Annotated in this window: 18 protein-coding genes and 2 riboswitches; of the genes, 10 read left to right on the top strand and 8 right to left on the bottom strand. The window is 65.1% G+C overall.

Annotated features, from left to right (window positions below; genetic code table 11):
• The first annotated feature begins 9 nt into the window (after nt 1-9).
• A riboswitch (cobalamin riboswitch) is annotated at nt 10-230 on the top strand.
• A 36-nt stretch (nt 231-266) separates the two neighbouring features.
• Genes IVA78_RS12755 through cobT form a run of 3 tightly spaced genes read left to right on the top strand, consistent with a single transcriptional unit; the run spans nt 267 to nt 2802 of the window.
• Nucleotides 267-944: an energy-coupling factor ABC transporter permease gene (locus IVA78_RS12755; protein ID WP_247278180.1), complete on the top strand. Its 678-nt coding sequence runs from the start codon at nt 267-269 to the stop codon at nt 942-944.
• A 45-nt stretch (nt 945-989) separates the two neighbouring features.
• Complete coding sequence (gene cobF / locus IVA78_RS12750; protein WP_247278179.1) at nt 990-1739, top strand: precorrin-6A synthase (deacetylating); 750 nt, start codon at nt 990-992, stop codon at nt 1737-1739.
• A 10-nt stretch (nt 1740-1749) separates the two neighbouring features.
• Nucleotides 1750-2802: a nicotinate-nucleotide--dimethylbenzimidazole phosphoribosyltransferase gene (gene cobT / locus IVA78_RS12745; RefSeq protein ID WP_247278178.1), complete on the top strand. Its 1053-nt coding sequence runs from the start codon at nt 1750-1752 to the stop codon at nt 2800-2802.
• Between the two features lie 6 nt (nt 2803-2808).
• Here cobT and IVA78_RS12740 read toward each other — a convergent pair whose 3' ends face one another.
• Nucleotides 2809-3381: a histidine phosphatase family protein gene (locus tag IVA78_RS12740; RefSeq protein WP_247278177.1), complete on the bottom strand. Its 573-nt coding sequence runs from the start codon at nt 3379-3381 to the stop codon at nt 2809-2811.
• A 72-nt stretch (nt 3382-3453) separates the two neighbouring features.
• Nucleotides 3454-3656: riboswitch (cobalamin riboswitch) on the top strand.
• Between the two features lie 116 nt (nt 3657-3772).
• On the opposite strand from IVA78_RS12740, the gene IVA78_RS12735 reads away from it, so the two are divergent.
• The 7 genes from IVA78_RS12735 to IVA78_RS12705 all read left to right on the top strand — a co-directional run bounded on the left by IVA78_RS12735 (nt 3773) and on the right by IVA78_RS12705 (nt 13270).
• Entirely contained in the window at nt 3773-6130 is a 2358-nt protein-coding gene (locus tag IVA78_RS12735; protein WP_247278176.1) for a TonB-dependent receptor, read from the top strand.
• Between the two features lie 12 nt (nt 6131-6142).
• Nucleotides 6143-7576 (top strand): PepSY domain-containing protein, encoded by a 1434-nt coding sequence (locus tag IVA78_RS12730; protein ID WP_247278175.1) that lies wholly within the window; start codon nt 6143-6145, stop codon nt 7574-7576.
• 233 nt (nt 7577-7809) lie between these two features.
• A complete protein-coding gene (locus IVA78_RS12725) occupies nt 7810-9411 on the top strand; it encodes an ABC transporter substrate-binding protein (protein ID WP_247278174.1) in 1602 nt (533 codons plus the stop codon).
• 17 nt (nt 9412-9428) lie between these two features.
• Nucleotides 9429-10370, top strand: a complete 942-nt coding sequence (locus IVA78_RS12720) for an ABC transporter permease (protein WP_247278173.1) — start codon at nt 9429-9431, stop codon at nt 10368-10370.
• Nucleotides 10367-11290: an ABC transporter permease gene (locus tag IVA78_RS12715; RefSeq protein ID WP_247415351.1), complete on the top strand. Its 924-nt coding sequence runs from the start codon at nt 10367-10369 to the stop codon at nt 11288-11290. The genes IVA78_RS12720 and IVA78_RS12715 overlap by 4 nt, the downstream gene beginning before the upstream one ends.
• Nucleotides 11291-11306: 16 nt before the next feature.
• The gene (locus IVA78_RS12710) at nt 11307-12296 is read left to right on the top strand and encodes an ABC transporter ATP-binding protein (protein WP_247278171.1); all 990 of its coding nucleotides are present in this window, start codon (nt 11307-11309) and stop codon (nt 12294-12296) included.
• Nucleotides 12293-13270 (top strand): oligopeptide/dipeptide ABC transporter ATP-binding protein, encoded by a 978-nt coding sequence (locus IVA78_RS12705; protein WP_247278170.1) that lies wholly within the window; start codon nt 12293-12295, stop codon nt 13268-13270. The genes IVA78_RS12710 and IVA78_RS12705 overlap by 4 nt, the downstream gene beginning before the upstream one ends.
• A gap of 4 nt (nt 13271-13274) precedes the next feature.
• Here IVA78_RS12705 and IVA78_RS12700 read toward each other — a convergent pair whose 3' ends face one another.
• The 7 genes from IVA78_RS12700 to IVA78_RS12670 all read right to left on the bottom strand — a co-directional run bounded on the left by IVA78_RS12700 (nt 13275) and on the right by IVA78_RS12670 (nt 20421).
• Nucleotides 13275-13562, bottom strand: coding sequence for a YciI family protein (locus IVA78_RS12700; RefSeq protein ID WP_247278169.1), 288 nt, complete (start codon nt 13560-13562; stop codon nt 13275-13277).
• Nucleotides 13563-13628: 66 nt separating this feature from the next.
• A complete protein-coding gene (locus tag IVA78_RS12695; protein WP_247278168.1) occupies nt 13629-14603 on the bottom strand; it encodes a sugar ABC transporter substrate-binding protein in 975 nt (324 codons plus the stop codon).
• A 42-nt stretch (nt 14604-14645) separates the two neighbouring features.
• On the bottom strand, nt 14646-15623 hold the full coding sequence (locus IVA78_RS12690; protein WP_247278167.1) for an ABC transporter permease: 978 nt from the start codon (nt 15621-15623) through the stop codon (nt 14646-14648).
• Entirely contained in the window at nt 15620-16570 is a 951-nt protein-coding gene (locus tag IVA78_RS12685; RefSeq protein ID WP_247465506.1) for an ABC transporter permease, read from the bottom strand. Before IVA78_RS12685 ends, IVA78_RS12690 begins: the two co-directional genes overlap by 4 nt.
• Complete coding sequence (locus tag IVA78_RS12680) at nt 16563-18086, bottom strand: sugar ABC transporter ATP-binding protein (protein ID WP_247465503.1); 1524 nt, start codon at nt 18084-18086, stop codon at nt 16563-16565. Before IVA78_RS12680 ends, IVA78_RS12685 begins: the two co-directional genes overlap by 8 nt.
• Nucleotides 18083-19477: an FAD-linked oxidase C-terminal domain-containing protein gene (locus IVA78_RS12675; protein WP_247278164.1), complete on the bottom strand. Its 1395-nt coding sequence runs from the start codon at nt 19475-19477 to the stop codon at nt 18083-18085. Before IVA78_RS12675 ends, IVA78_RS12680 begins: the two co-directional genes overlap by 4 nt.
• Nucleotides 19478-19536: 59 nt before the next feature.
• Nucleotides 19537-20421, bottom strand: a complete 885-nt coding sequence (locus IVA78_RS12670) for an intradiol ring-cleavage dioxygenase (protein WP_247465500.1) — start codon at nt 20419-20421, stop codon at nt 19537-19539.
• Nucleotides 20422-20435: the final 14 nt, after the last annotated feature.

The following is a 20435-nucleotide window of genomic DNA, read 5'->3' as shown; positions in this document are numbered from 1 at the left end:
CGCGAAAGGGGCACACAGGAGAGGCATGGTGCTCGACGCGGCGCAAAGCGCCGGAGCATAATCGGGAATGGGGGCGGGCGGACCCAGTTGCGGCGCCCAAATCCCCAGCCGCCCCCGCGACTGTAAGCGGTGAGGGGCTCCGATCAGCCACTGGGCCGCAAGGCTCGGGAAGGCCGGAGAACCCCAGTGAACCGCGAGCCAGGAGACCGGCCCTGCACGTTTTGAGGCCAAGGCCGTCGGGTGTGACGGCAGGAAGGATCTGAGCCATGCATATCGAACCCGGAATCGTGACGGGCGCCAAGCTCGTGTTGAGTTACGCAACCGGCATCGCCGCAGGCGGCGTTGCCTTGAAGCTCGCGGTCGACACCGTGCGCGAGCAGGGCATCGGCTCGTTCGCGACGCGCACGCTCGCCACCACCGGCCTCGTCTTCAGCTTCTTCCAGGTGCTGCCGCACTTCCCCGTCGGCGTCTCCGAGGTGCACTTCATCCTCGGCTCGACGCTGTTCCTGCTGTTCGGTGCTGCGCCCGCCGCCTTCGGCCTTGCGTTCGGCCTGCTGCTCCAGGGCGTCTTCTTCGTGCCGACCGACCTGCCGCAATACGGCATGAACATCACCACGCTCCTGGTGCCGCTGTTCGCGATTCAGGCGTTGGCCACGCGGATCATTCCGCGCAACACGGCTTACGTCGATCTGCAATACCGTCAGGCGCTGGCGCTCTCGACCGCCTATCAGTCCGGCATCGTCGCCTGGGTGGCGTTCTGGGCGCTCTATGGCTCCGGCTTCGGCGCGACCAACCTCGCCAACATCGCGGCGTTTGCGGCATCCTATGCGCTGGTCATCGTGATCGAACCGCTCGCCGATCTCGCGGTGCTGGCGCTGGCGAAGTCGCTGCGCGGTGTCACTGCGCCCGGCCTCGTCACGCCGCGCCTGCATAACGGCGCTTGAGAGACAAGCGAAGGGCGGCCGGTGCGGCCGCCCTTCGCGCTCGCGATGCTCACGCTTTCCCTGATAGGCATCGGTTGCGGCGATCCCGGGCAGCTCACGCGCGCCGCGGCCCGTGCCATCAACGCTGCCGACATCGTCCTGATCCCGCGCAAGGGGCCGGCGAAATCCGATCTGGCGGATCTCAGGCGGACGATCTGCGCGGACGTGCTCACCAGCGCGAGCACGCGCATCGCCGAGTTCGACTTGCCAGTGCGGGACACGACTGAGGCGGACTACCAAAAGGGCGTGGACGATTGGCACGATGCGGTGGCGGCAACCTGGTCGCAAACCATCGCAAATCATCTCGACGGCGAGGGCAAGGTCGCGCTGCTGATCTGGGGCGATCCTTCGCTGTACGATTCCTCGCTCCGCATTGCGCGGCGGCTCGATCCGTTACCGACGATCGAGGTCGTGCCCGGCATTACTTCGATCCAGGCGCTGTGCGCCGCGCATGCGCTGCCGCTCAACGACATCGGTGAGCCATTCCTGGTCACGACGGGGCGGCGCTTGCGCGAAGGCGGCTGGCCACAAGGAGTCGATACCATCGCGGTGATGCTCGACGGCGGCACGGCGTTCGAGTCGCTCGCTCCGGAAAGTCTGCAGATCTGGTGGGGTGCCTATCTCGGCATGCCCAACCAGATCGTCATGTCCGGCGCGTTGGCCGAAGTCGGCCCGCGCATCGTCGCACTTCGGCAGGAAGCGCGCGAGCGGCATGGCTGGATCATGGACAGCTACATTCTCAAGCGCACGCGTTAAGCGAGGCTGCATGCTCCCCGAATGGGTCTACCAAGAGTGTCCCGAAATCTCCGCGATGCACCGCGAGGCAGCGATCGCGCGGCAGACGCAGTTGACAAAACCGACCGGCGCGCTCGGCCGGCTTGAGCAACTGGCGATCGAGCTTGCGGGCCTGCAAGCGACGGAATCTCCTCGCGCCGCGCGCGTGCCGATCATCGTCTTCGCCGGCGATCACGGCATCGTTGCGCAGGGTGTGTCGGCCTATCCTCAAGCTGTGACCATCGCAATGATGGCGAATTTTGCGTCCGGTGGCGCCGCGATCTCAGTGCTGGCGCGTGAGCTTGGCTCCAGCCTGGAGGTGGTCGACGCCGGCACGCTGGCGCAGGAACAGATGGCGGGCGTCGTCACCGACAAGCCGCGGAGCGGCACGCGCGATTTCAGCGAGGAAGCTGCACTTGAGCCGGCGGAACTGGCATTCGCCTTCGCGGCCGGCCAGCGCGCGGTTGCGCGCGCGGAAGTCGGCCGGCCTGATCTGGTGATCTTCGGCGAGATGGGCATTGGCAACACCACGGTCTCGGCGGCCATTGCGGCGAGTCTGCTCGGCATCAGCGCCGAGGAAATCGCGGGCAGCGGCACCGGAATCGACGCGGCCGGCCGCGCGCACAAGGCGCGGGTGATCGATGCCGCGATTGCGCGCCACGGTATTGCGGGGGCTTCGCCCGAACACATCTTGTGTGCCGTCGGCGGTCTCGAGATCGCGGCGATCTGCGGCGCTATCATCGCGGCGGCGCAACGCCGCCTTCCCGTATTGATCGACGGATTCATCGTGTCGGTCGCGGCGCTGGTGGCGGTGCAGATCAACCCATCGTGCCGGCCGTTCCTGCTGCCGTCGCATCAATCGGCGGAGCAGGGGCATCGGCTGGTGCTGCGTGCGCTGAACGTGCAGCCGCTGATCAGCCTCGATCTCCGGCTCGGTGAGGGCTCCGGCGCTGCGATCGCGTTGCCGCTGGTGCGGTCGGCTTGCGCGCTCCACAACGGGATGGCGACTTTTGCGCAAGCCAATGTGCCGGATCGCCCGGCCTGATCGGGCTCAGGCCATCCGCTGATTGACGGAGACGACGCGCCACCCAGTGGCGAGCCGGTCGATCCGGGTGAGCGACAGCGGATCGATCACGAAGCGCAAGGCGGCGTGCGGCGTCAGATCCAGCGCGATGCACAGCGCGGCGCGGATCGTGCCGGAATGCACGACGAGCGTTGCGGAGCCCGCGCCGATCCGCGAGAGCCCAAGCCGGACGCGCGCGACCTGATCCGCAAAGCTCTCGCCGCCCGGCGGACGTCCGCGCGCCGGATCGCTCCAGAATTGCGCATAGGCCTCGTCCCCGGCCGCGCCGATCTCGTCATGCCGACGGCCGGTCCATGCGCCGAAATCCTGTTCCCCGAATTCGGGGATCAGCTCGGGCGCGAGTCCCAGCGCATGCGCGGTCTCGATCGTGCGCCGCGCTGGGCTCGCATGGCTCGCCGCGCCTCTCGGCAGAGACTGCCGCAGTGCCTCTAGCTGCGCGCGATCGCGAAGATCGGCCGGGGCATCGGCGGCATGGATCGTCCCTGTGACGCCATCGACCGGCGCATGCCGTATCAGCCAGAGGAAGGTCTCGCCTTCCATGCTCGTCTCCAAGGAAGTTGGTTGCTGTGGCAATAACGCCGCAGCTTGCACATTGACTCCGTCTTGATCGTAATCCTAGATGCTGGCGACGGTTTCCCCGAGAGGGGATGAAAAGGGAATGCGGTGCGGGGAATTCGTCCCCAATGCCGCGGCTGCCCCCGCAACTGTAAGCGGTGAATCCTTCGTCAGAAGCCACTGGGTCCTCGGTCCCGGGAAGGCGACGAAGCGGTCACGACCCGCGAGCCAGGAGACCTGCCGTCAGCCGTGGTCACACGCGAAGATGTCGGTCGGGGAGTACAGACATTCGGCTTCATCGAAGGGCTGACAGGCCAAAGGTGAGACCTCGTTCGCTGTGACGTGCCACTGACGTCATACCGAGGTTTCGAAAACCGTGTCTTGTCTCCTTTTTGTACGACCGCACCGCTTCCTGCTTGCCTCCGCGGCGCTTACGTCACTGGCCGCCGTCGATGTATCTGCCGCCCGGGCGCAGCAGGTCCGCGAGTCGCTGCCGCCGGTCGAGGTGTCGCCCGCCCAATCCCGCAAGCAGGCCAAGCCGGCGGGCCGGGAGGCGCAGGGCACACGCCGTGCAACGGCGCGCAGGCCAGCGACTGCATCCGCAGCGCCCAAGCCTGTCGTGCCGGCCGCCGCGGCACCAACGCCGCTCAACAGCAATGCTGTGGCTGAAAGCGCCTCGCGGCTCGGCCTCACCGTGCGTGAAACGCCGGCGACCGCCGAAGTCATCTCGGCCGAGACGATGCGCGAGCAGAGCTATCGCACTGTCTCCGAAGTGGCGCAGGGCGCGGTCGGCGTCACCTCCGGCGACAATCCGGCTGAACCTTCAGCCTTCTCCATGCGCGGCTTCACCAACAGCCAGATCAACACGCTCTACAACGGCATCAAGATCGGTCCGCAGAACATGACCTCGCGGATCGTAGACACCGCCAATCTGGAGGCCGTTGAATTCCTGAAAGGTCCGGCCTCGCTGATTTCAGGCGAGGGCGCTGCCGGCGGCGCCATCAACTTCGTCACCAAGCAGCCGCATACAGGACCGGTCCGGAACGAGGCTGATTTCTCTTGGGATTCCCTGAACTCGTTCCGCGTCCACTATGGCTCGGGTGGCAGCACCAACGTGCAGGGCCTGGACTATCGCGTCGACATCAGCCGTTCCACCCTCAACGGCTTTGCCGACGACACCAACGTCAAGACGTTCGGCACGTCCGGCCAGCTCAATTACCGCATCTCGGACAGTCTCAAGATCTGGGGCGCAATCGAATACAGGGAGGACCGCTCCAAAGCCTATTGGGGCGCGCCGCTGGTGCCGATCGCCTTCAGCGGCTCGCACGCGACGACGGGGATCGTCTCCGGCAATTACGTCTCCAACTACAACGGAAGCAATCTCGGCGCCGTCACCATTGACGACCGCACCTTCAACACCAATTACAACGTCCTCGACAATCGCAACGCCGCCCAGGAGGTGTGGCTGCGCGGTGGCTTCGAGCTGAAGCTCGCGCCGGACCTGACGCTGAAGAGCCAGGCATATGGCTACGGTGCAGAACGGACCTGGTTCAACAACGAGATCGAGGCGTTCAATTCCACGACGAACATGGTCGATCGTGAACGCTTCTATGTCGCGCACAGCCAGCGGCTGGTGGGCAACATCACCGACCTGATCTGGGACACGAACATTGCAGGCTTCGACAACCGGCTGGTCACGACGTTGTCGTCAAGCTATCTCGACTTCGTCAGGCCGGGTGCGGCAAACTTCCCAGGCGATTCCGTTTCGCTGGTCAATCCCGACCGCGGCTTTTACGGCCCGCTCACGATCCAGCAGCAAACCGCGCGCATCGACAATGAGGCGCTGTCGTTCGAGGACCGGCTGAAGCTGACACGTACCTTCGCACTGGTCGGCGGCCTGCGCGTCGAGCATATCGGGCTCGACCGCAACTCGACCGATAAGAACGGCCTGGAGAAGGCTGGCTTTCCGTTCACGAAAGACTGGGCGCCGGTCACCGGTCGCATCGGCTACACCTGGGAGGCCGTGCCCGGCCTGACCTTCTTCAGCCAGTACGCCACCGGCGCTGATATCTCCGCCAACAACATCTTTCTGCTCGGGCCGACCCAGCCGCTCGAACTGACGACCGCGCGCACTTATGAGACCGGCGTCAAGCATCTGTTCTGGGACAACAGGGCGGAGTGGTCTTTTTCCGCCTACGACATTGTGCGCAAGAACGTCTACGCCGCGGCCGGCGGCATGCAGTTGAATATCGCCGGACGGCAGGAGTCGAAGGGCGTGGAACTCGCGGCGTCCGTGCGCCCGATCGAGCCCCTGCGTCTCTGGGGCAACATCGCCTTTGTCGATGCGCGCTATGCCGACTACAATTTTGCCGGCGGCTCATTCTCCGGCAACACGCCGCCGAACGTGCCGCGCATCGTGGCCAACGCCGGCGCTTCGTATCGCTTCTTCACGCCCTGGCCGGTGGAGCTCGGCATCACCGGCCGTCACGTCGGCGACCGTTACAACACCGATGCCAACGTGGTGACGATGAAGGCCTACACTGTGGCCGACGTCTATGCCTTCGTCGACATTCCCAAGACGGTGTTCAATGCGGTCGACCAGGCTCGCCTGACCTTCCGTGTGCGCAATATAACCGACAAGCGGTATGCGATCTGGGGCGATCCGTTCTACCCCGACCAAATCCTGCTCGGCGCGCCGCGGACCTACGAAATCTCCGCGGCGTTCAAATGGTGAGGTGTTAGACGGATGATGAGTGCGATCGTCCTGCTGCACCGCTGGCTCGGGATCGCCTTCTGCCTGCTGTTCGCGATGTGGTTCGCGACCGGGATCGTGATGCACTTCGTTCCGTTCCCGTCGTTGACGGAGGCGGAGCGATTTGCCGGACTCGTGCCGCTGGATCGCGAAGAGACGAGAATACCGGTTGCCGGCGCCGCTGCCGCGAGCGGGATCGCGGATGCCACGCGCGTTCGGCTGATCCAGCGAAGCGACGGCGCGGTTTACATCGTCTCGGGTCCATCGCGTCAGCGCGCAATCCGCGCGGCCGACGGGAACGACGCGTCGGTGAAATCCGCCGATCTCGCACTGGCTATTGCGCAGGCTCATGCGCGCCCGCGCGAGATCGATGCCTCGCATGCGAGGATTGTCGGCCGTGCGGATGTCGATCAGTGGAGCGTACCGAACGGATTCGATCGCCATCGACCCTTGTTGCGCGTGGCCCTCGGCGATGCCGCCGGGACGGAAGTCTACGTCTCGTCGCTCACCGGTGAGATCGTCCTGGATACGACGCGGCGCGAGCGAGGCTGGAATCTTGTCGGCAGTGTGCTGCACTGGATCTATCCGACCGTTCTGAGAAGCGACTGGGCGCTATGGGATCGGCTGGTGTGGTCGCTATCGCTGCTGGCTCTGATCGCGGCTGTACTTGGTACGGTGCTCGGGATTGTGCGGATCAGGATTGGCAAGAGGCAGATCTCGTCGCCTTACCGTGGCTGGCACGCCTTGCATCACTTGATCGGCTTGGCAGCGACAGTCTTCGTGCTGACCTGGATCTTCAGCGGCTGGCTCTCGATGGATCACGGCCGACTGTTCTCGCGCGGGCAGTTGACCACCACTGAGGCCGGCCTGGTGAACGCAGCGCCGGATTGGCGGGATGCTTCATCGCTCGATCGGTGGCCAATATCTGCCTTGGCTCGCGAGGTCGAATGGTTCGCCTTCAACGGCAATGTCTATCGGCGCGATCGGGTGGCGCTCGGCCGTCAGACGTTGATCAGGACAGGGGATGCGCCGCGCGATGGACCGCGGGGATTCCTTGACGTGCACGAGATTCAGGGGCTGACCGGGCGCTTTGCAGACGGCTGCGCTCCACCATCCGTCCTTCCTGACAACGACGGCTACCCCGCCCGATCCATGATGCCGGGTGCACCGGTCTACCGCTCGTTGTGCGGCGAGAACTGGTTCGACGTCGATGGCGCCGACGGCGCCGTGCTGCAAAGATTGGATCCGTCGCGGCGCGCCTACCGCTGGCTTTACGGCGCACTGCACACGCTCGACTTCCCGGTCCTGCTCTCGCATCCGCGGCTGCGCGACGTCGTGACCGTCGGGCTCTGTGCCCTCGGGCTGGTGTTCTCCATCACCGGCATTGTCATCGGCTGGCGGCGCTTGCGGTCCTCGCTGGCAGCCTGAATTAAGGCGCAAGGGCGGCTCGATACGGCAGGGATCAGCAGATCAGCGATACGCGGGCGGCGCACGATACGCCGTGCTGATCGCGGCGGCGCCTGCCAGGACGCGCGAAGTCCGATCCAAATCCCGCTGGCGAAGGTGGGGTTAGTGGCATACCATTTGCACGCCAATGGGCTCTGGTTTCACCTGCCCGTGGCCAATGATGGCCGGCATCACGGCAATACTGGGAGGACTTCATGGATCGCAGGACCGTATTGAAGGGACTGGCTGGTGCGGGCGGTCTGGCATTGACGGGCGGCCTTTCGGCCCCCGCCCTGTCGCAAGGTGCGGCGCGCACCCTGCGCTTCGTGCCGCAGGCAAACCTCGCCAATTTCGATCCGATCTGGGGCACTCAATATGTCGTGCGCAACGCTGCAGCGATGGTCTGGGACACGCTCTACGGCATCGATTCCTCGCTTCAGCCGCAGCGGCAAATGGTCGAGTCCGAGGAAGTGACGGACGACGGTACGACCTGGACGTTTCGCTTAAGGCCTGGCCTCAAGTTCCACGACGGCGAGCCGGTGCTGAGCAAGGACGTCGTCGCGAGCCTTTCCCGCTGGGCGGCCCGCGATCCGATGGGCCTCATGATCAAGGCGCTCCAGCAGGAACTCACCGCCGTTGACGACCGCACCTTCAAATGGGTGCTGAAGCAGCCCTATCCGAAGATGCTTTACGCGCTGGCAAAGAACAATTCGCCTTGCTCCTTCATCATGCCGGAGCGCATCGCGCAGACCGATCCGTTCAAGCAGATCACGGATTACGTCGGCTCCGGTCCGATGAAGTTCGCCAAGGGCGAGTGGGTGCCCGGCGCGAAAGCGGTGTTCGAGAAGTTCGCCGACTACGTGCCGCGGCAGGAGAAGGCATCCTGGCTTGCCGGCGGCAAGCAGATCCTGGTCGATCGCGTGGAGTGGGTGGTGATGCCGGATCCGGCCACCGCGGCCGCCGCGTTGCAGAACGGCGAGGTCGACTGGTGGGAGAGCCCGATCGCCGACCTCGTTCCGGTCCTGAAGAAAAACAAGAATATCAGCGTCGACATCGGCGATCCCCTTGGCAATATCGGCTCGTTCCGCATGAATCACCTCTTTGCGCCCTTCAACGATGTGCGGGCGCGCCGTGCCGTGCTGATGGCGCTGAGCCAGGAAGATTATATGCGCGCGATCGTCGGCGACGACACTGCGCTCTGGAAGCCGCTCCCCGGCTTCTTCACGCCGAATACGCCGCTCTACAGCGAAGCAGGTGGCGAGATCCTGAAAGGCAAGCGTGATTTCGATGCGGCCAAGAAGCTGCTCGCCGAGAGCGGCTATTCCGGCCAGCCGGTGACCTGCCTGGTCGCGCAGGATCAGCCGATCACGAAGGCGCAAGGAGACGTCACGGCGGACCTCCTGAAGAAGCTCGGCATGAATGTCGACTTCGTTGCCACCGATTGGGGCACGGTCGGCTCGCGCCGTGCGCAGAAGACGCCGCCCGGCCAGGGCGGCTGGAACATGTTCCACACCTGGCATGCGGGTGCGGATTGCATCAATCCGGCCCCCTACACCGCCATTCGCGCCAATGGCGACAAGGCCTGGTTCGGCTGGCCGAGCAGCCCCGGCACCGAAAAGGAGGTCACGGCCTGGTTCGACGCCAAGAACATCGATGAGGAGAAGGCTGCGGTCGCCCGCCTCAACAAGGCGGCGCTCGAGGACGTCGTCTATGCGCCGACAGGATTCTTCCTGAGCTACACGGCGTGGCGCAAGAACGTCTCCGGCATCACCAAGGGGCCGCTGCCGTTCTTCTGGGGCGTGTCGAAGTCCGCATGATCCTGCGTTGAGGCCAGATGCTCTCGTACATCCTCCGTCGCATCGTCGCAACACTTCCGGTGATGGCGATCGTCGCGCTGTTCGTGTTCAGCCTGCTCTACATCGCGCCCGGTGATCCCGCCGTGGTGATCGCGGGCGATCAGGCGAGCCCGGAGGATGTCGAGCGCATCCGCCAGAGCCTCGGCCTCGATCGGCCCTTCCTGGTCCAGTTCGGAAGCTGGGTCTGGCGTATCCTGCACGGCGATCTCGGCACCTCGATCTTCACCAATCTGCCCGTGTCGGCGCTGATCGGCCAGCGCCTCGGACCGACGCTGTCACTGATGATGGTCACCCTGCTGCTCACAATCGTGGTCGCGGTGCCGCTCGGCGTGGTGGCGGCGTGGAAGGCTGGCAGCCTGATCGACCGCGTGATCATGGGCTTTGCCGTGTTCGGCTTCTCGCTGCCCGTCTTCGTGGTCGGCTACATGCTCGCCTACGTCTTCGCGCTCGAGTTGGAATGGCTGCCGGTGCAGGGGTATACGCCGCTCGCGCAAGGCTTCTGGCCGTGGCTCGAGAACCTGATCCTGCCGGCGATCGCGCTCGGCTGCGTCTACATTGCGCTGATCGCGCGCATCACCCGCGCCACCATGCTCGAAGTCTTGCAGCAGGATTATATTCGCACCGCCCGCGCCAAGGGCCTCGGGCAGGGGGGCATCCTGTTCGTTCACGCGCTGAAGAACGCGGCGGTTCCGATCGTGACCGTGATCGGAATCGGCATCGCACTCCTGATCGGCGGCGCGGTGGTCACGGAGAGTGTGTTCGCGATCCCCGGTCTCGGCCGCCTCACGATCGACGCGATCTTGCGCCGCGACTATCCCGTCATCCAGGGTATCGTGCTGCTGTTCAGCTTCGTCTACGTCCTCGTCAATCTGATGATCGACGTCATCTACACGCTCGTTGACCCGAGGATCCGCTATTGACCGATACCACCGTCAATCCGCAATCGCTTCCCGCTGGCTTCGTCGTCGCGCCACAACTACCCGAGATCCTGCGACCGGTCAGGATCCGGCTCGGTTTCATCGGGTTCTTGCGCGGCCATCCGACAGTCGCGATCGGCGGCGCGCTGCTGCTGACCCTGGTCCTGATCGCGATCTTTGCGCCATATCTCGGAACAGTCGACCCGACCGCGCTCGCGCCGGCCAAGCGCACGCGGGCGCCGTCGGCCGATTTCTGGTTCGGCACCGACGTGCTCGGCCGCGACATCTATTCGCGCGTGCTGTTTGGCGCGCGGGTCTCGCTCACGGTCGGGCTTTCAGTTGCGATCTTCGCATCCGCGGCCGGCCTTGCCATCGGCATGGTTTCCGGCTTCATCCGCTGGGCCGACGGCATCCTAATGCGCTTCATGGACGGCCTGATGTCGATCCCGCCGATCCTGCTCGCGATCGCGCTGATGGCGCTGACCCGCGGCAGCGTCGGCAACGTCATCCTGGCTATCACCATCGCCGAAATCCCGCGTGTTTCGCGCCTCGTCCGCAGCGTGGTGCTGTCGTTGCGCGAGCAGCCTTATGTGGACGCAGCCGTCGCCTGCGGCACGCGCACGCCGATGATCATCTTGCGCCATATCCTGCCCAACACGGTGGCGCCGATGCTGGTGCAGGCGACCTATATCTGCGCCAGCGCCATGATCACGGAGGCGATCCTGTCCTTCATCGGCGCAGGGACGCCGCCGACTATTCCGTCCTGGGGCAACATCATGGCCGAGGGCCGCGCGCTGTGGCAGGTCAAGCCCTACATCGTGTTCTTTCCGGCTGCATTCCTGTCCGTGACCGTGCTCGCCGTGAACCTGCTTGGCGACGGTCTTCGCGACGCGCTCGATCCGCGCATGGCCAAGAGCCTTTGAAGAGGGGCTGATCGCGATGCCACTGCTCGAAGTCGAGAACCTCCAGACCCATTTCCGTACCCCCAGCGGCATCAACCGCGCGGTGGACGGCGTGTCCTTCCACGTCAACGAGGGCGAGACGCTTGCCATCGTCGGCGAGTCCGGCTGCGGCAAGTCGGTGACGTCGATGTCGGTGATGCGGCTGATCCCGGAACCGCCGGGCCGGATCGCAGGCGCCATCCGCTTTGCGGGGAGGGACCTGCTGCAACTGTCCGATCGCGAGATGCGCGCCATCCGCGGCAACGACATCTCGATGATCTTCCAGGAGCCGATGACAAGCCTGAACCCGGTCCTCACGGTCGGCCGCCAGATCCGGGAGACCTTGATGATCCATCAGGGCCTGGACAAGCAGGCCGCCGAGACGCACGCCATCGAGATGCTGACGCTGGTCGGCATTCCCGAGCCGAAGCGCCGCGTGCGCGAATATCCGCACCAGCTCTCCGGCGGCATGCGCCAGCGCGTCATGATCGCCATCGCGCTCGCCTGCAATCCGAAGCTTCTCATCGCGGATGAGCCCACGACCGCCCTAGACGTGACCATCCAGGCACAGATCCTGAAACTGATGCTGGATCTGAAGCGCCGGGTCGGCGCAGCCATCATCCTGATCACGCACGATCTCGGCGTCGTCGCCGAAATCGCCGAACGCGTCATGGTTATGTATGCCGGCTGCAAGGTCGAGGAGGCACCGGTAGCCGAACTGTTCCGTTCGCCGCGCCATCCCTATACGCAAGGCCTGCTCGGCGCGGTGCCGCGCCTCGGCTCCTCGCTGACCGGCACTGCGAGACGACTGGCCGAGATTCCCGGCCAGGTGCCTGATCTGCGCAAGCGGATCACCGGCTGCGTCTTTGCCGGACGCTGTGCGCTTGCGACCGACCTCTGCCGGCAATATGCGCCGGGGCTCGAAGAGAAGGATCCCCGTCATATCGCCGCCTGCCACTATGCGGCCAAGGGAGCCGTCGCGGCATGAGTGCTCCGCTGCTCCAGGTCAACGACCTCAAGAAGCATTTTCCGGTCAAGACCGGCTTGTTCGGCCGCAAGTCCGAACGGGTCTATGCGGTGGACGGCGTGTCGTTCGAGATCGCGCGCGGCGAGACGCTGTCGCTGGTCGGCGAGTCCGGCTGCGGCAAGTCGACGGTCGGTCGCGCCATCCTGCGGCTGTTCGACATCACCGCGGGGCAGGTGATCCTCGACGGCCAGAGGATCGACGATGCCGCGCCGAGCACGATGCGTCAGATGCGCCGCCGCGTGCAGGTGGTATTCCAGGATCCGTTCTCGAGTCTCAATCCGCGCATGCGCGTGCGCGACATCCTGGCCGAACCGATCCGCAATTTCGGCCTCGCCAAATCCGCGGAAGACCTCGAACTGCGCGTCACCGCGCTGATGGACACGGTCCGCCTGCCGCGCGAGGCGCTGAATCGCAGGCCCCACGAGTTCTCCGGCGGCCAGCGCCAGCGCATCGGTATCGCGCGGGCGCTCGCGGCCGAGCCCGAGTTGATCGTCTGCGACGAGGCAGTCTCGGCGCTCGACGTCTCGGTCAAGGCGCAGATCGTCAATCTGCTTCAGGATCTCCAGCACGAGTTCGGCCTTGCGCTCTTGTTCATCAGCCACGATCTCGCGATCGTCGAGCACATGACCCACCGCGTTGCAGTGATGTATCTCGGCAAGATCATCGAGGTGGCGCCGCGCCGCGAGATATTTGCCGCGCCAAAGCACCCCTATACCAAGGCGCTGCTTTCGGCGGTGCCGTTGCCCGAGCCGGGCGCCCGGCGCAATCCCATCATCCTCAAGGGCGACGTGCCGAGCCCGATCAATCCGCCGCGTGGATGCCGTTTCCACACCCGCTGTCCCTTCGTCTTCGACCGCTGCCGGACCGAGGAGCCGACGCTGCGCGCGACGGGCGCCGAGCAGTGGGTGGCCTGTCACCTCGAAGACGCGCCTTAACGCCTCAACCCTGGCGGCGCAGGAAGCCCGTAATCGTCACCTTCTCCCAGATGCCGGCGGCGGCAAAAGGATCGGCGCGGTTGAAGGCCTCGACCTCGGTGCGACCTGCCGCCTCGATCAGGAACAGGCTGCCGATCATGGTCGCGCCGTCGTCGGAGACGAGCGGTCCCGACATCACGATCTTGACGCCGAAGCGCGAGGTGTCGCTGAGGAAAGCCTTGTGGGCGTCGTAATTGGCGAGCCGGGTCGGCAGCGCGCCGGCGCGGTCGAGGGCGTGAATGGCGAACAGCATGGGGAGATCCGTTTCTTGGGACGGCCGCGAGGACGCGGCCGTCCGGGCCTGTCGTGAGCGGTTGGTCTACTTCGCGCTGAGCTTGCCCGCCTCCTCGAAGGTCGGGCAGGTCCGCTGCTCCAGCGGCACGTCGAACGGCTGGTAATTGTCCTTGGTGATCACCGTAGGCTTTAGCACGATCTCGCTGATGACCGGCTGATTGCGCAACGACCGGATCGCCATCATGGTGCCGAGGCAGCCTTGGGCAAATCCGTTGTAATCCCCACTTGCCAGGAGCTTGCCGGATTTGATCGCATCGATCGCCTCCTTGGTGCCGTTGATGCCGATCACCTGAGCCTTGCGGTTGGCGCCGTCCAGCGCCTCGATCGCGCCGACCGCCATGGCATCGTTGGCGGCGAGCACGCCGTCGATCTGTGAATTCGACTGCATCAGATTCTCCATCACCTGGAGCGCCTGGAGCCGCTGGTAATTGCCCGGCTGCGAGGCCAGCAGCTTGGCCCCCGGGCTTTCCTTCAGCGCGTCGTTGAAGCCGCGGACCCGGTCGACATTGGTCAGTGAGCCCTTGACGCCTTCGATGATGACGATATTGCCCTTGCCGCCGAGCGTCTTGAGCAGGAAGCGCGCAGTCTCGAGCCCGAGGCTGTAATCGTCGGCGCCGACGAAGGAGAGGAACTTGCCGCCCGCGGAACGATCGGTGATGTTGACGACGGGGATCTTTGCCTCGTTGATCTTCTCGACACCGGGCACCATCGCCTTGTAATCGACCGGCGTGAAGACGATCGCGCTCGGCTTCTTCACCACGACGTCCTCGATCTGGCTGAGCTGCTCGGGGATCGAATCCGGCTTGGTCGGGATGTACTGAAGCGTCTTCGCGTTCAGCGTCTTCGCCATATTGTCGGCACCGACCCGAACCGTCTGGAAGAACGGATTGGTCTGGTTCTTGGTGAAGATGGCGATGGTCTCGCCGTCGGCGCGTGCTTGCGTGCTGAACGCGGCCGCCATCAGCAGCGGTAGCGCCAGATAGCCCAGTTTCTGTTTCATATTGCCTCCATCCCTCATTTTGCTTGTTTGAACCTCAAAAGCTCATTGCGTGCGGCGGCGGGTCTTCATGTCGAGCCAGACCGCGAGAATGACGATGATGCCGGTCACGAGCGGCTGCCAGTTGGCGCTGACCGAGAGCAGGTTCATGCCGTTCAGCACCAGCGTCAGGATCAGTGCGCCGATGAACGTGCCGAACACCGTGCCGACGCCGCCGAACAGCGAGGTGCCGCCGATCAGCACGGCCGCGATCGCGGGCAAGGTCAGGCTCTCGCCAATGTCGGCCTCGGCCGAGTTCAGCCGCGACAGGAAGATAATCGAGGCAAGTCCCGCCATGGTGCCGGAGACGGTGTAGACCAGCAGCAGGCGGCGCGCGACCGGGATGCCGGAGAGGCGGGCGGCGACCGGATTGGCGCCGATCGCATAGATCTCCTGGCCCCAGATCGTGCGCTGCGCGAACAGCGTTCCGATCCCGAGGAACACCAGCAGCAGATAGACCGGGATCGGCAGGCCGAACAGGTAGCCGCTGCCGATCTGGCGGAAGCCTGCGGGGAAGCCGTGAAGGGTCTCGCCCGCCATGTACCAATAGGTGAGGCCGTTCAGCACCCAGAGCATGCCGTAGGTGGCGATGAAGGAGGGGATGCGCAGCGCGGTGACCATGATGCCGTTGAGGAGGCCAACGATGCCGCCGCAGGCAAGCCCGGTGAGGATGCCAAGCGCCGGCGAGCCGGTCTTGTGGATCACGGTCCCGGCGATGCAGGCAGACAGTGCGACATTGGCGCCGACGGAGAGATCAAGGCCGGCGGTCAGCACCACCAGAGTCAGGCCGGAGGCGATAAAGAAGGTCAGGCTCGCCTGCCTCAGCACGTTGAGGATGTTGCCGAGGCTCAGGAAGGAATCGCTCAGCACGGCGAGCACGGCGCAGATCAGCAGCGCCGCGAGCAGGCGATAGAACAGCTGGATCGCATCCTGCGACAGGAACGAGCGGGGCGGCGCGATGGCGTCCTTGGTGATGTCGGTCATGCGCGGCTCCTGAGGCCATCGAGGAACAGGGCGACGATGACGAGCACGCCGACGCTTGCCACCTGCACCGAGGACGGCAACGAGATCAGGTTCAGCCCGTTGCGCAACACGCCGACGGAAAGAACGCCGAGCAAGGTGCCGAGCAGCCAGCCATTGCCGCGCTCAAACGAGGTGCCCCCGACGGCAACGGCCGCGATGGCATCGAATTCAAGCCCGAGGCCGGCGGTGGGGTGGCCGGAATTCATCCGCGCGGTCATCAAGAGGCCGGCGATGCCAGCCATGGCGCCGCCGATCGCATAGACCGCGATCAAGAGCCGGTTCGGCGAGAGACCCGCATAGCGCAGCGCCTCGCGGTTGCCACCGAGGGCGAAGCTGTAGGTGCCGAAGCGGGTATGATAGAGCAGGCCGTGAAACGCCGCGTAGGTCACGAGCGCCATCACGATTGGCACGGGGATGCCCAAAAGCGTCGCCGAGTAGATGTCGCGCACGCTGTGGGGAATGCCGACCACGCTCTGGCCGTCACTGACGATCAGCGACAGGCCCTGCGCCATGCCGAGCGTGCCGAGCGTCGCGACGAAGGGCGGAATGCCGAGGATGGCGACCAGCCAGCCGTTGGCGATACCGAAGGCGGTGCCGACCAGCAGGCCGGCACCTAAGCCCAGCAACATCGATTTCGTGGCGAGCGATACGATCGCGACGCAGAGCGAGGTCAGCGTCAGCACCGCGCCCATCGACAGGTCCAGCCCCTCGGTCATGATGATCAGCGTCATCGGCAGCGCGAGCATGGTGAGAATGGTCGATTGCACCAGCACGTTGGAGAGGTTGGCGACCGACAGGAAGCCGGGCGCGATCACGCTGAACAGCGCGATCAGCAGCACCAGCACCATGGCGACGCCGGGAATGCGTTGCAGCGGATTGGGCTCTGAGACGATCGCGGCTTCACGCATGATGCATCCCCAGTCGCACGATGTTCTCCTCGGTCAGTTCGTTGCCTGTCAGATGACCGGCGATACGCCCCTCGCGCATCACATAGGCGCGGTCGCAGACATGGCAGATCTCGACCTGTTCGGACGAGATCATCAGGGCGGCCGCGCCCTCCGCCACGAGGCGGTCGATCAGGGCAAATATCTCCGACTTGGCGCCGATATCGATGCCGCGCGTCGGCTCGTCAAAGATGAATAGCTTCGAGCCGGCCGCTAGCCATTTGCCGATCACGACCTTCTGCTGGTTGCCGCCCGAGAGCAGGCCAACGGTCTGCCGCGCACTCGGTGTCGCGATCCTCAATTGCCGGATCAGGCCGTCGGAGGTGCGCTGCGCACGCCGCTGGTCGAACAGGCCGCTGGGAAACAATTTTCGCAGCGCCGACACCACCAGATTGTCGCTCACTGATCGCAGCAAGGCCAAGCCTTCGCTCTTGCGGCTCTCCGGGATCAGCGCGATGCCGCGACGGGTCGCGAGGTCGGGCTCGCCGGAAATGGTCTTGCCGTCGAAGACGATCTCGCCCGACGTTACGGGATCGGCGCCGAAGATGGCGCGCGCAACCTCGCTGCGGCCCGAGCCGACCAGGCCGCAAAGGCCGACGATCTCGCCCCGGCGCACCTCGATGTTGATGTCGGAGATGCCGGTCGGCGCGGTCAGGCCCTTGACCTCCAGCAGCACCTCGCCGGGCTTGGCGGCAAAATGGCGCGGATAGGTCATGTCGACATTGCGGCCGACCATCATCCGGACGAGCTGGTCCGGCGTGACGTCGGCGGGACGGACACCGTCGATGCGGCGGCCGTCGCGCAGCACGGTGATGCGATCGCCGAGTGCGAACACTTCGGCCATGCGGTGGGAGATGTAGACGATCGAGACCCCGTCGGCCTTCAGCCGCGCAATCAGCGCGAACAGCAGCTCGGTCTCGCGGTCCGACAGCGCCGCGGTCGGCTCGTCCATCACAAGGATGCGGGCGTTCTGGCTGATTGCTTTCGCGATCTCGACCATCTGCTGCTGCGCTACGCCGAGCTTGTCGACGGTGGTGGAGGGATCGATGTCGAAACCGATGGTGCCGAGCACGCGCCTGGCGTCAACCAGGATCTGGCGGCGGTCGATGGTACCGGGAATGCGGCCCTTCGGCTCGCGGCCGAGGAAGATGTTCTGAGCGATGTCGAGATAGGGGACCAGGGAGAATTCCTGGAAGATCACGGCAATGCCGAGCTTTTGCGCATCGGCAGTCGAGTTGACTGCAACCTTCTCGCCTTTGTGGTAAAACTCGCCGGAGTCTGCGCGGTAGGCGCCGCACAGCACCTTCATCAGGCTCGACTTGCCGGCGCCGTTCTCGCCCAGCAGCATATGCACCTCGCCGGGGTAGATGGCGAAGGAAACGTCATCGAGCGCCTTGACGCCGGGAAATTCCTTGCTGATGCCGCGCAGCTCGAGCAGCGGCGTGGGCGAGGTGACCTCGATCGGAAGCGCGTCGCTCATACCATGGCTCCGCTCGCAAAGATCTTGCCGGGGTTCATCAGTCCATCAGGGTCGAGCGCGGACTTGATCGACCGCATCACGTCGACGGCCTCGCCGAGCTCGTCGGTGAGATAGTCGATCTTGCCGAGCCCGATGCCGTGCTCGCCAGTGCAGGTGCCGTCCATGGCGATGGCCCGGGCGACCATGCGCGCCTGAAGCGCCTTGGCGCCTTCGGCTTCGTCGGGCTTTGCCGGGTCGATCAGGATCAGCATGTGGAAATTGCCGTCTCCGACATGGCCGACAATCGGTGCCGTGAAGCCGTGCGCGTCCGCATCCCGCCGCGTCTCGGTCAAGCATTCCGCCAGCCGCGAGATCGGCACGCAGACATCGGTGATCACCGCCCGCGCACCGGGCCGCAAGCCGAGGCCGGCATAGAGCGTGTTGTCCCGAGCGTGCCAGAGCCGGCTGCGGTCTTCCGGCGCCTTGGCCCAGGCAAAGCCATGGCCGCCATGGTCGGCGGCGATCGCCTGCGCGGCCTCGGCCTGCTCGGCGACGGAAGCCGCGGAGCCATGGAATTCGAAGAACAAGGTCGGGGCCTCGCGATAGCCGAGCTTTGCATAGGCATTGATGCCGTGCATCATGACGTCGTCGAGCAACTCGATGCGCGCAACGGGGATCGCCGACTGGATCACGGAGATCGCGGTATCGACGGCATTGTGCAGGCTATCGAAGCTGCACACTGCGGCCGAGATCGCCTGCGGCACGGGATGGACCTTCAGCGTGATCTCCGTGATGACACCAAGCGTGCCCTCCGCGCCGACGAACATGCGCGTCAAATCATAACCGGCCGCCGATTTGCGCGCGCGCCTAGCCGTCCGAATCACCCGCCCGTCCGCGAGCACCACCTCCAGCGCCATGACGTTGTCTTTCATGGTGCCGTAGCGCACCGCCATGGTGCCTGAGGCGCGCGTCGACGTCATGCCGCCGATCGAGGCGTCCGCGCCGGGATCGATCGGGAAGAACAGGCCGGTCGTCCGTAGCTCCGCATTGAGCTGCTTTCGCGTGATGCCGGGCTGCACCACGACATCCATGTCGCTGTCGTGGACGGCAAGCACCTTGTTCATGCGCGCGAAGTCGAAGCAGACGCCGCCGGCGACCGCGGCCGCATTGCCTTCGAGCGAAGTGCCGGCGCCGAACGGGACGATCGGCATGCCCGCGCTCGCGCAGAGTTTCACGATCTCGGCGACCTCCTGCGTGCTTTCAGGGAAGACGACGATGTCGGGCGGCAAGTTGCGGTAATGCGACTCGCTCTGCCCGTGCTGGTCGAGCACGCCGCGCGCAACGCTCGCGCGCGGGCCGATCATGCCGGTAAGGCGATCGGCCAATATGCTCGTGCTGACCCGCGGTCCCATCCTCAGCTCTCCGTCCGCCCCCTGTTGCCGGACTCTTGTTGGTCCGCTGCCGCTTCAGCTTAAGCGGCCTTTGCGTTGCTCGCGACCTGCTTCAGGCCGAAATCGTAATTGAGGTGAAAATACTCGCGCTGCACCATGCGACCATCCGGCGCACGGCCGGCGGGATGCCGGACGAATTCGCGGATCAGCCTGTCCTTGACGCCGAACACCACATCACTGTCGAGATACTGGTCGCCCGCGACGAATACGTGCGTCACGAGCTGCTCGAAACCCGGCGCTGAGATCATGAAATGCACATGGGCGGGGCGCCAGGGGTGGCGGCCCTGGGCTTCCAGCATCTCGCCGACCGGGCCGTCATGCGGGATCGGATAGGCCGCCGGCTTGATCGACCAAAAATGGAAGCGGCCATTGGCATCGGTGTGAAAGCGCGCGCGCATCGCGAGATCGCCGATGGCGTCGAGCTGCTGCACGTCGTAATAACCGTCGTCGTCGGAATGCCAGACGTCGACCACGGCGCCCGCAAGCGGCTTTCCGTCGACGCTCGAGACCGAGCCGGTGACCAGCATCGGATCGCCTTCCATCGGACCCGAGATATCGGCGCCACTATCCTTCTCCGGCGCAGCCTGGACGAAAAACGGGCCGAGCACCGTGGTCTCGGTCGCGCCTTCGGGCACCGGGTGATTGATGGCATCGACCAGCATGGAGACGCCGAGCGTGTCCGATAGCAGAATGAATTCCTGGCGCTTGTCGTCGCACATGTGCCCGGTGCGGGTCAGGAAGTCGATGCCGTATTCCCATTCCTTCTGGGTCGGCCGCACCTCGCGGACGAAGGCATGAAGATGACGGACCAGCGCTTCGCTGATTTGCTTGATGCGCGGATCAGTCGCGCGCGCGATCCGCTCCAGCACCGCGTCTGTGATCGTGTTCTCGTTGAAGTTACGCATGTGTGCCTCCGTTG

The sequence above is a fragment of the Bradyrhizobium sp. 137 genome (genome assembly GCF_023074095.1).
Classification (GTDB): Bacteria; Pseudomonadota; Alphaproteobacteria; order Rhizobiales; family Xanthobacteraceae; genus Bradyrhizobium.
This window is presented reverse-complemented; position numbering and strand designations above follow the sequence as displayed.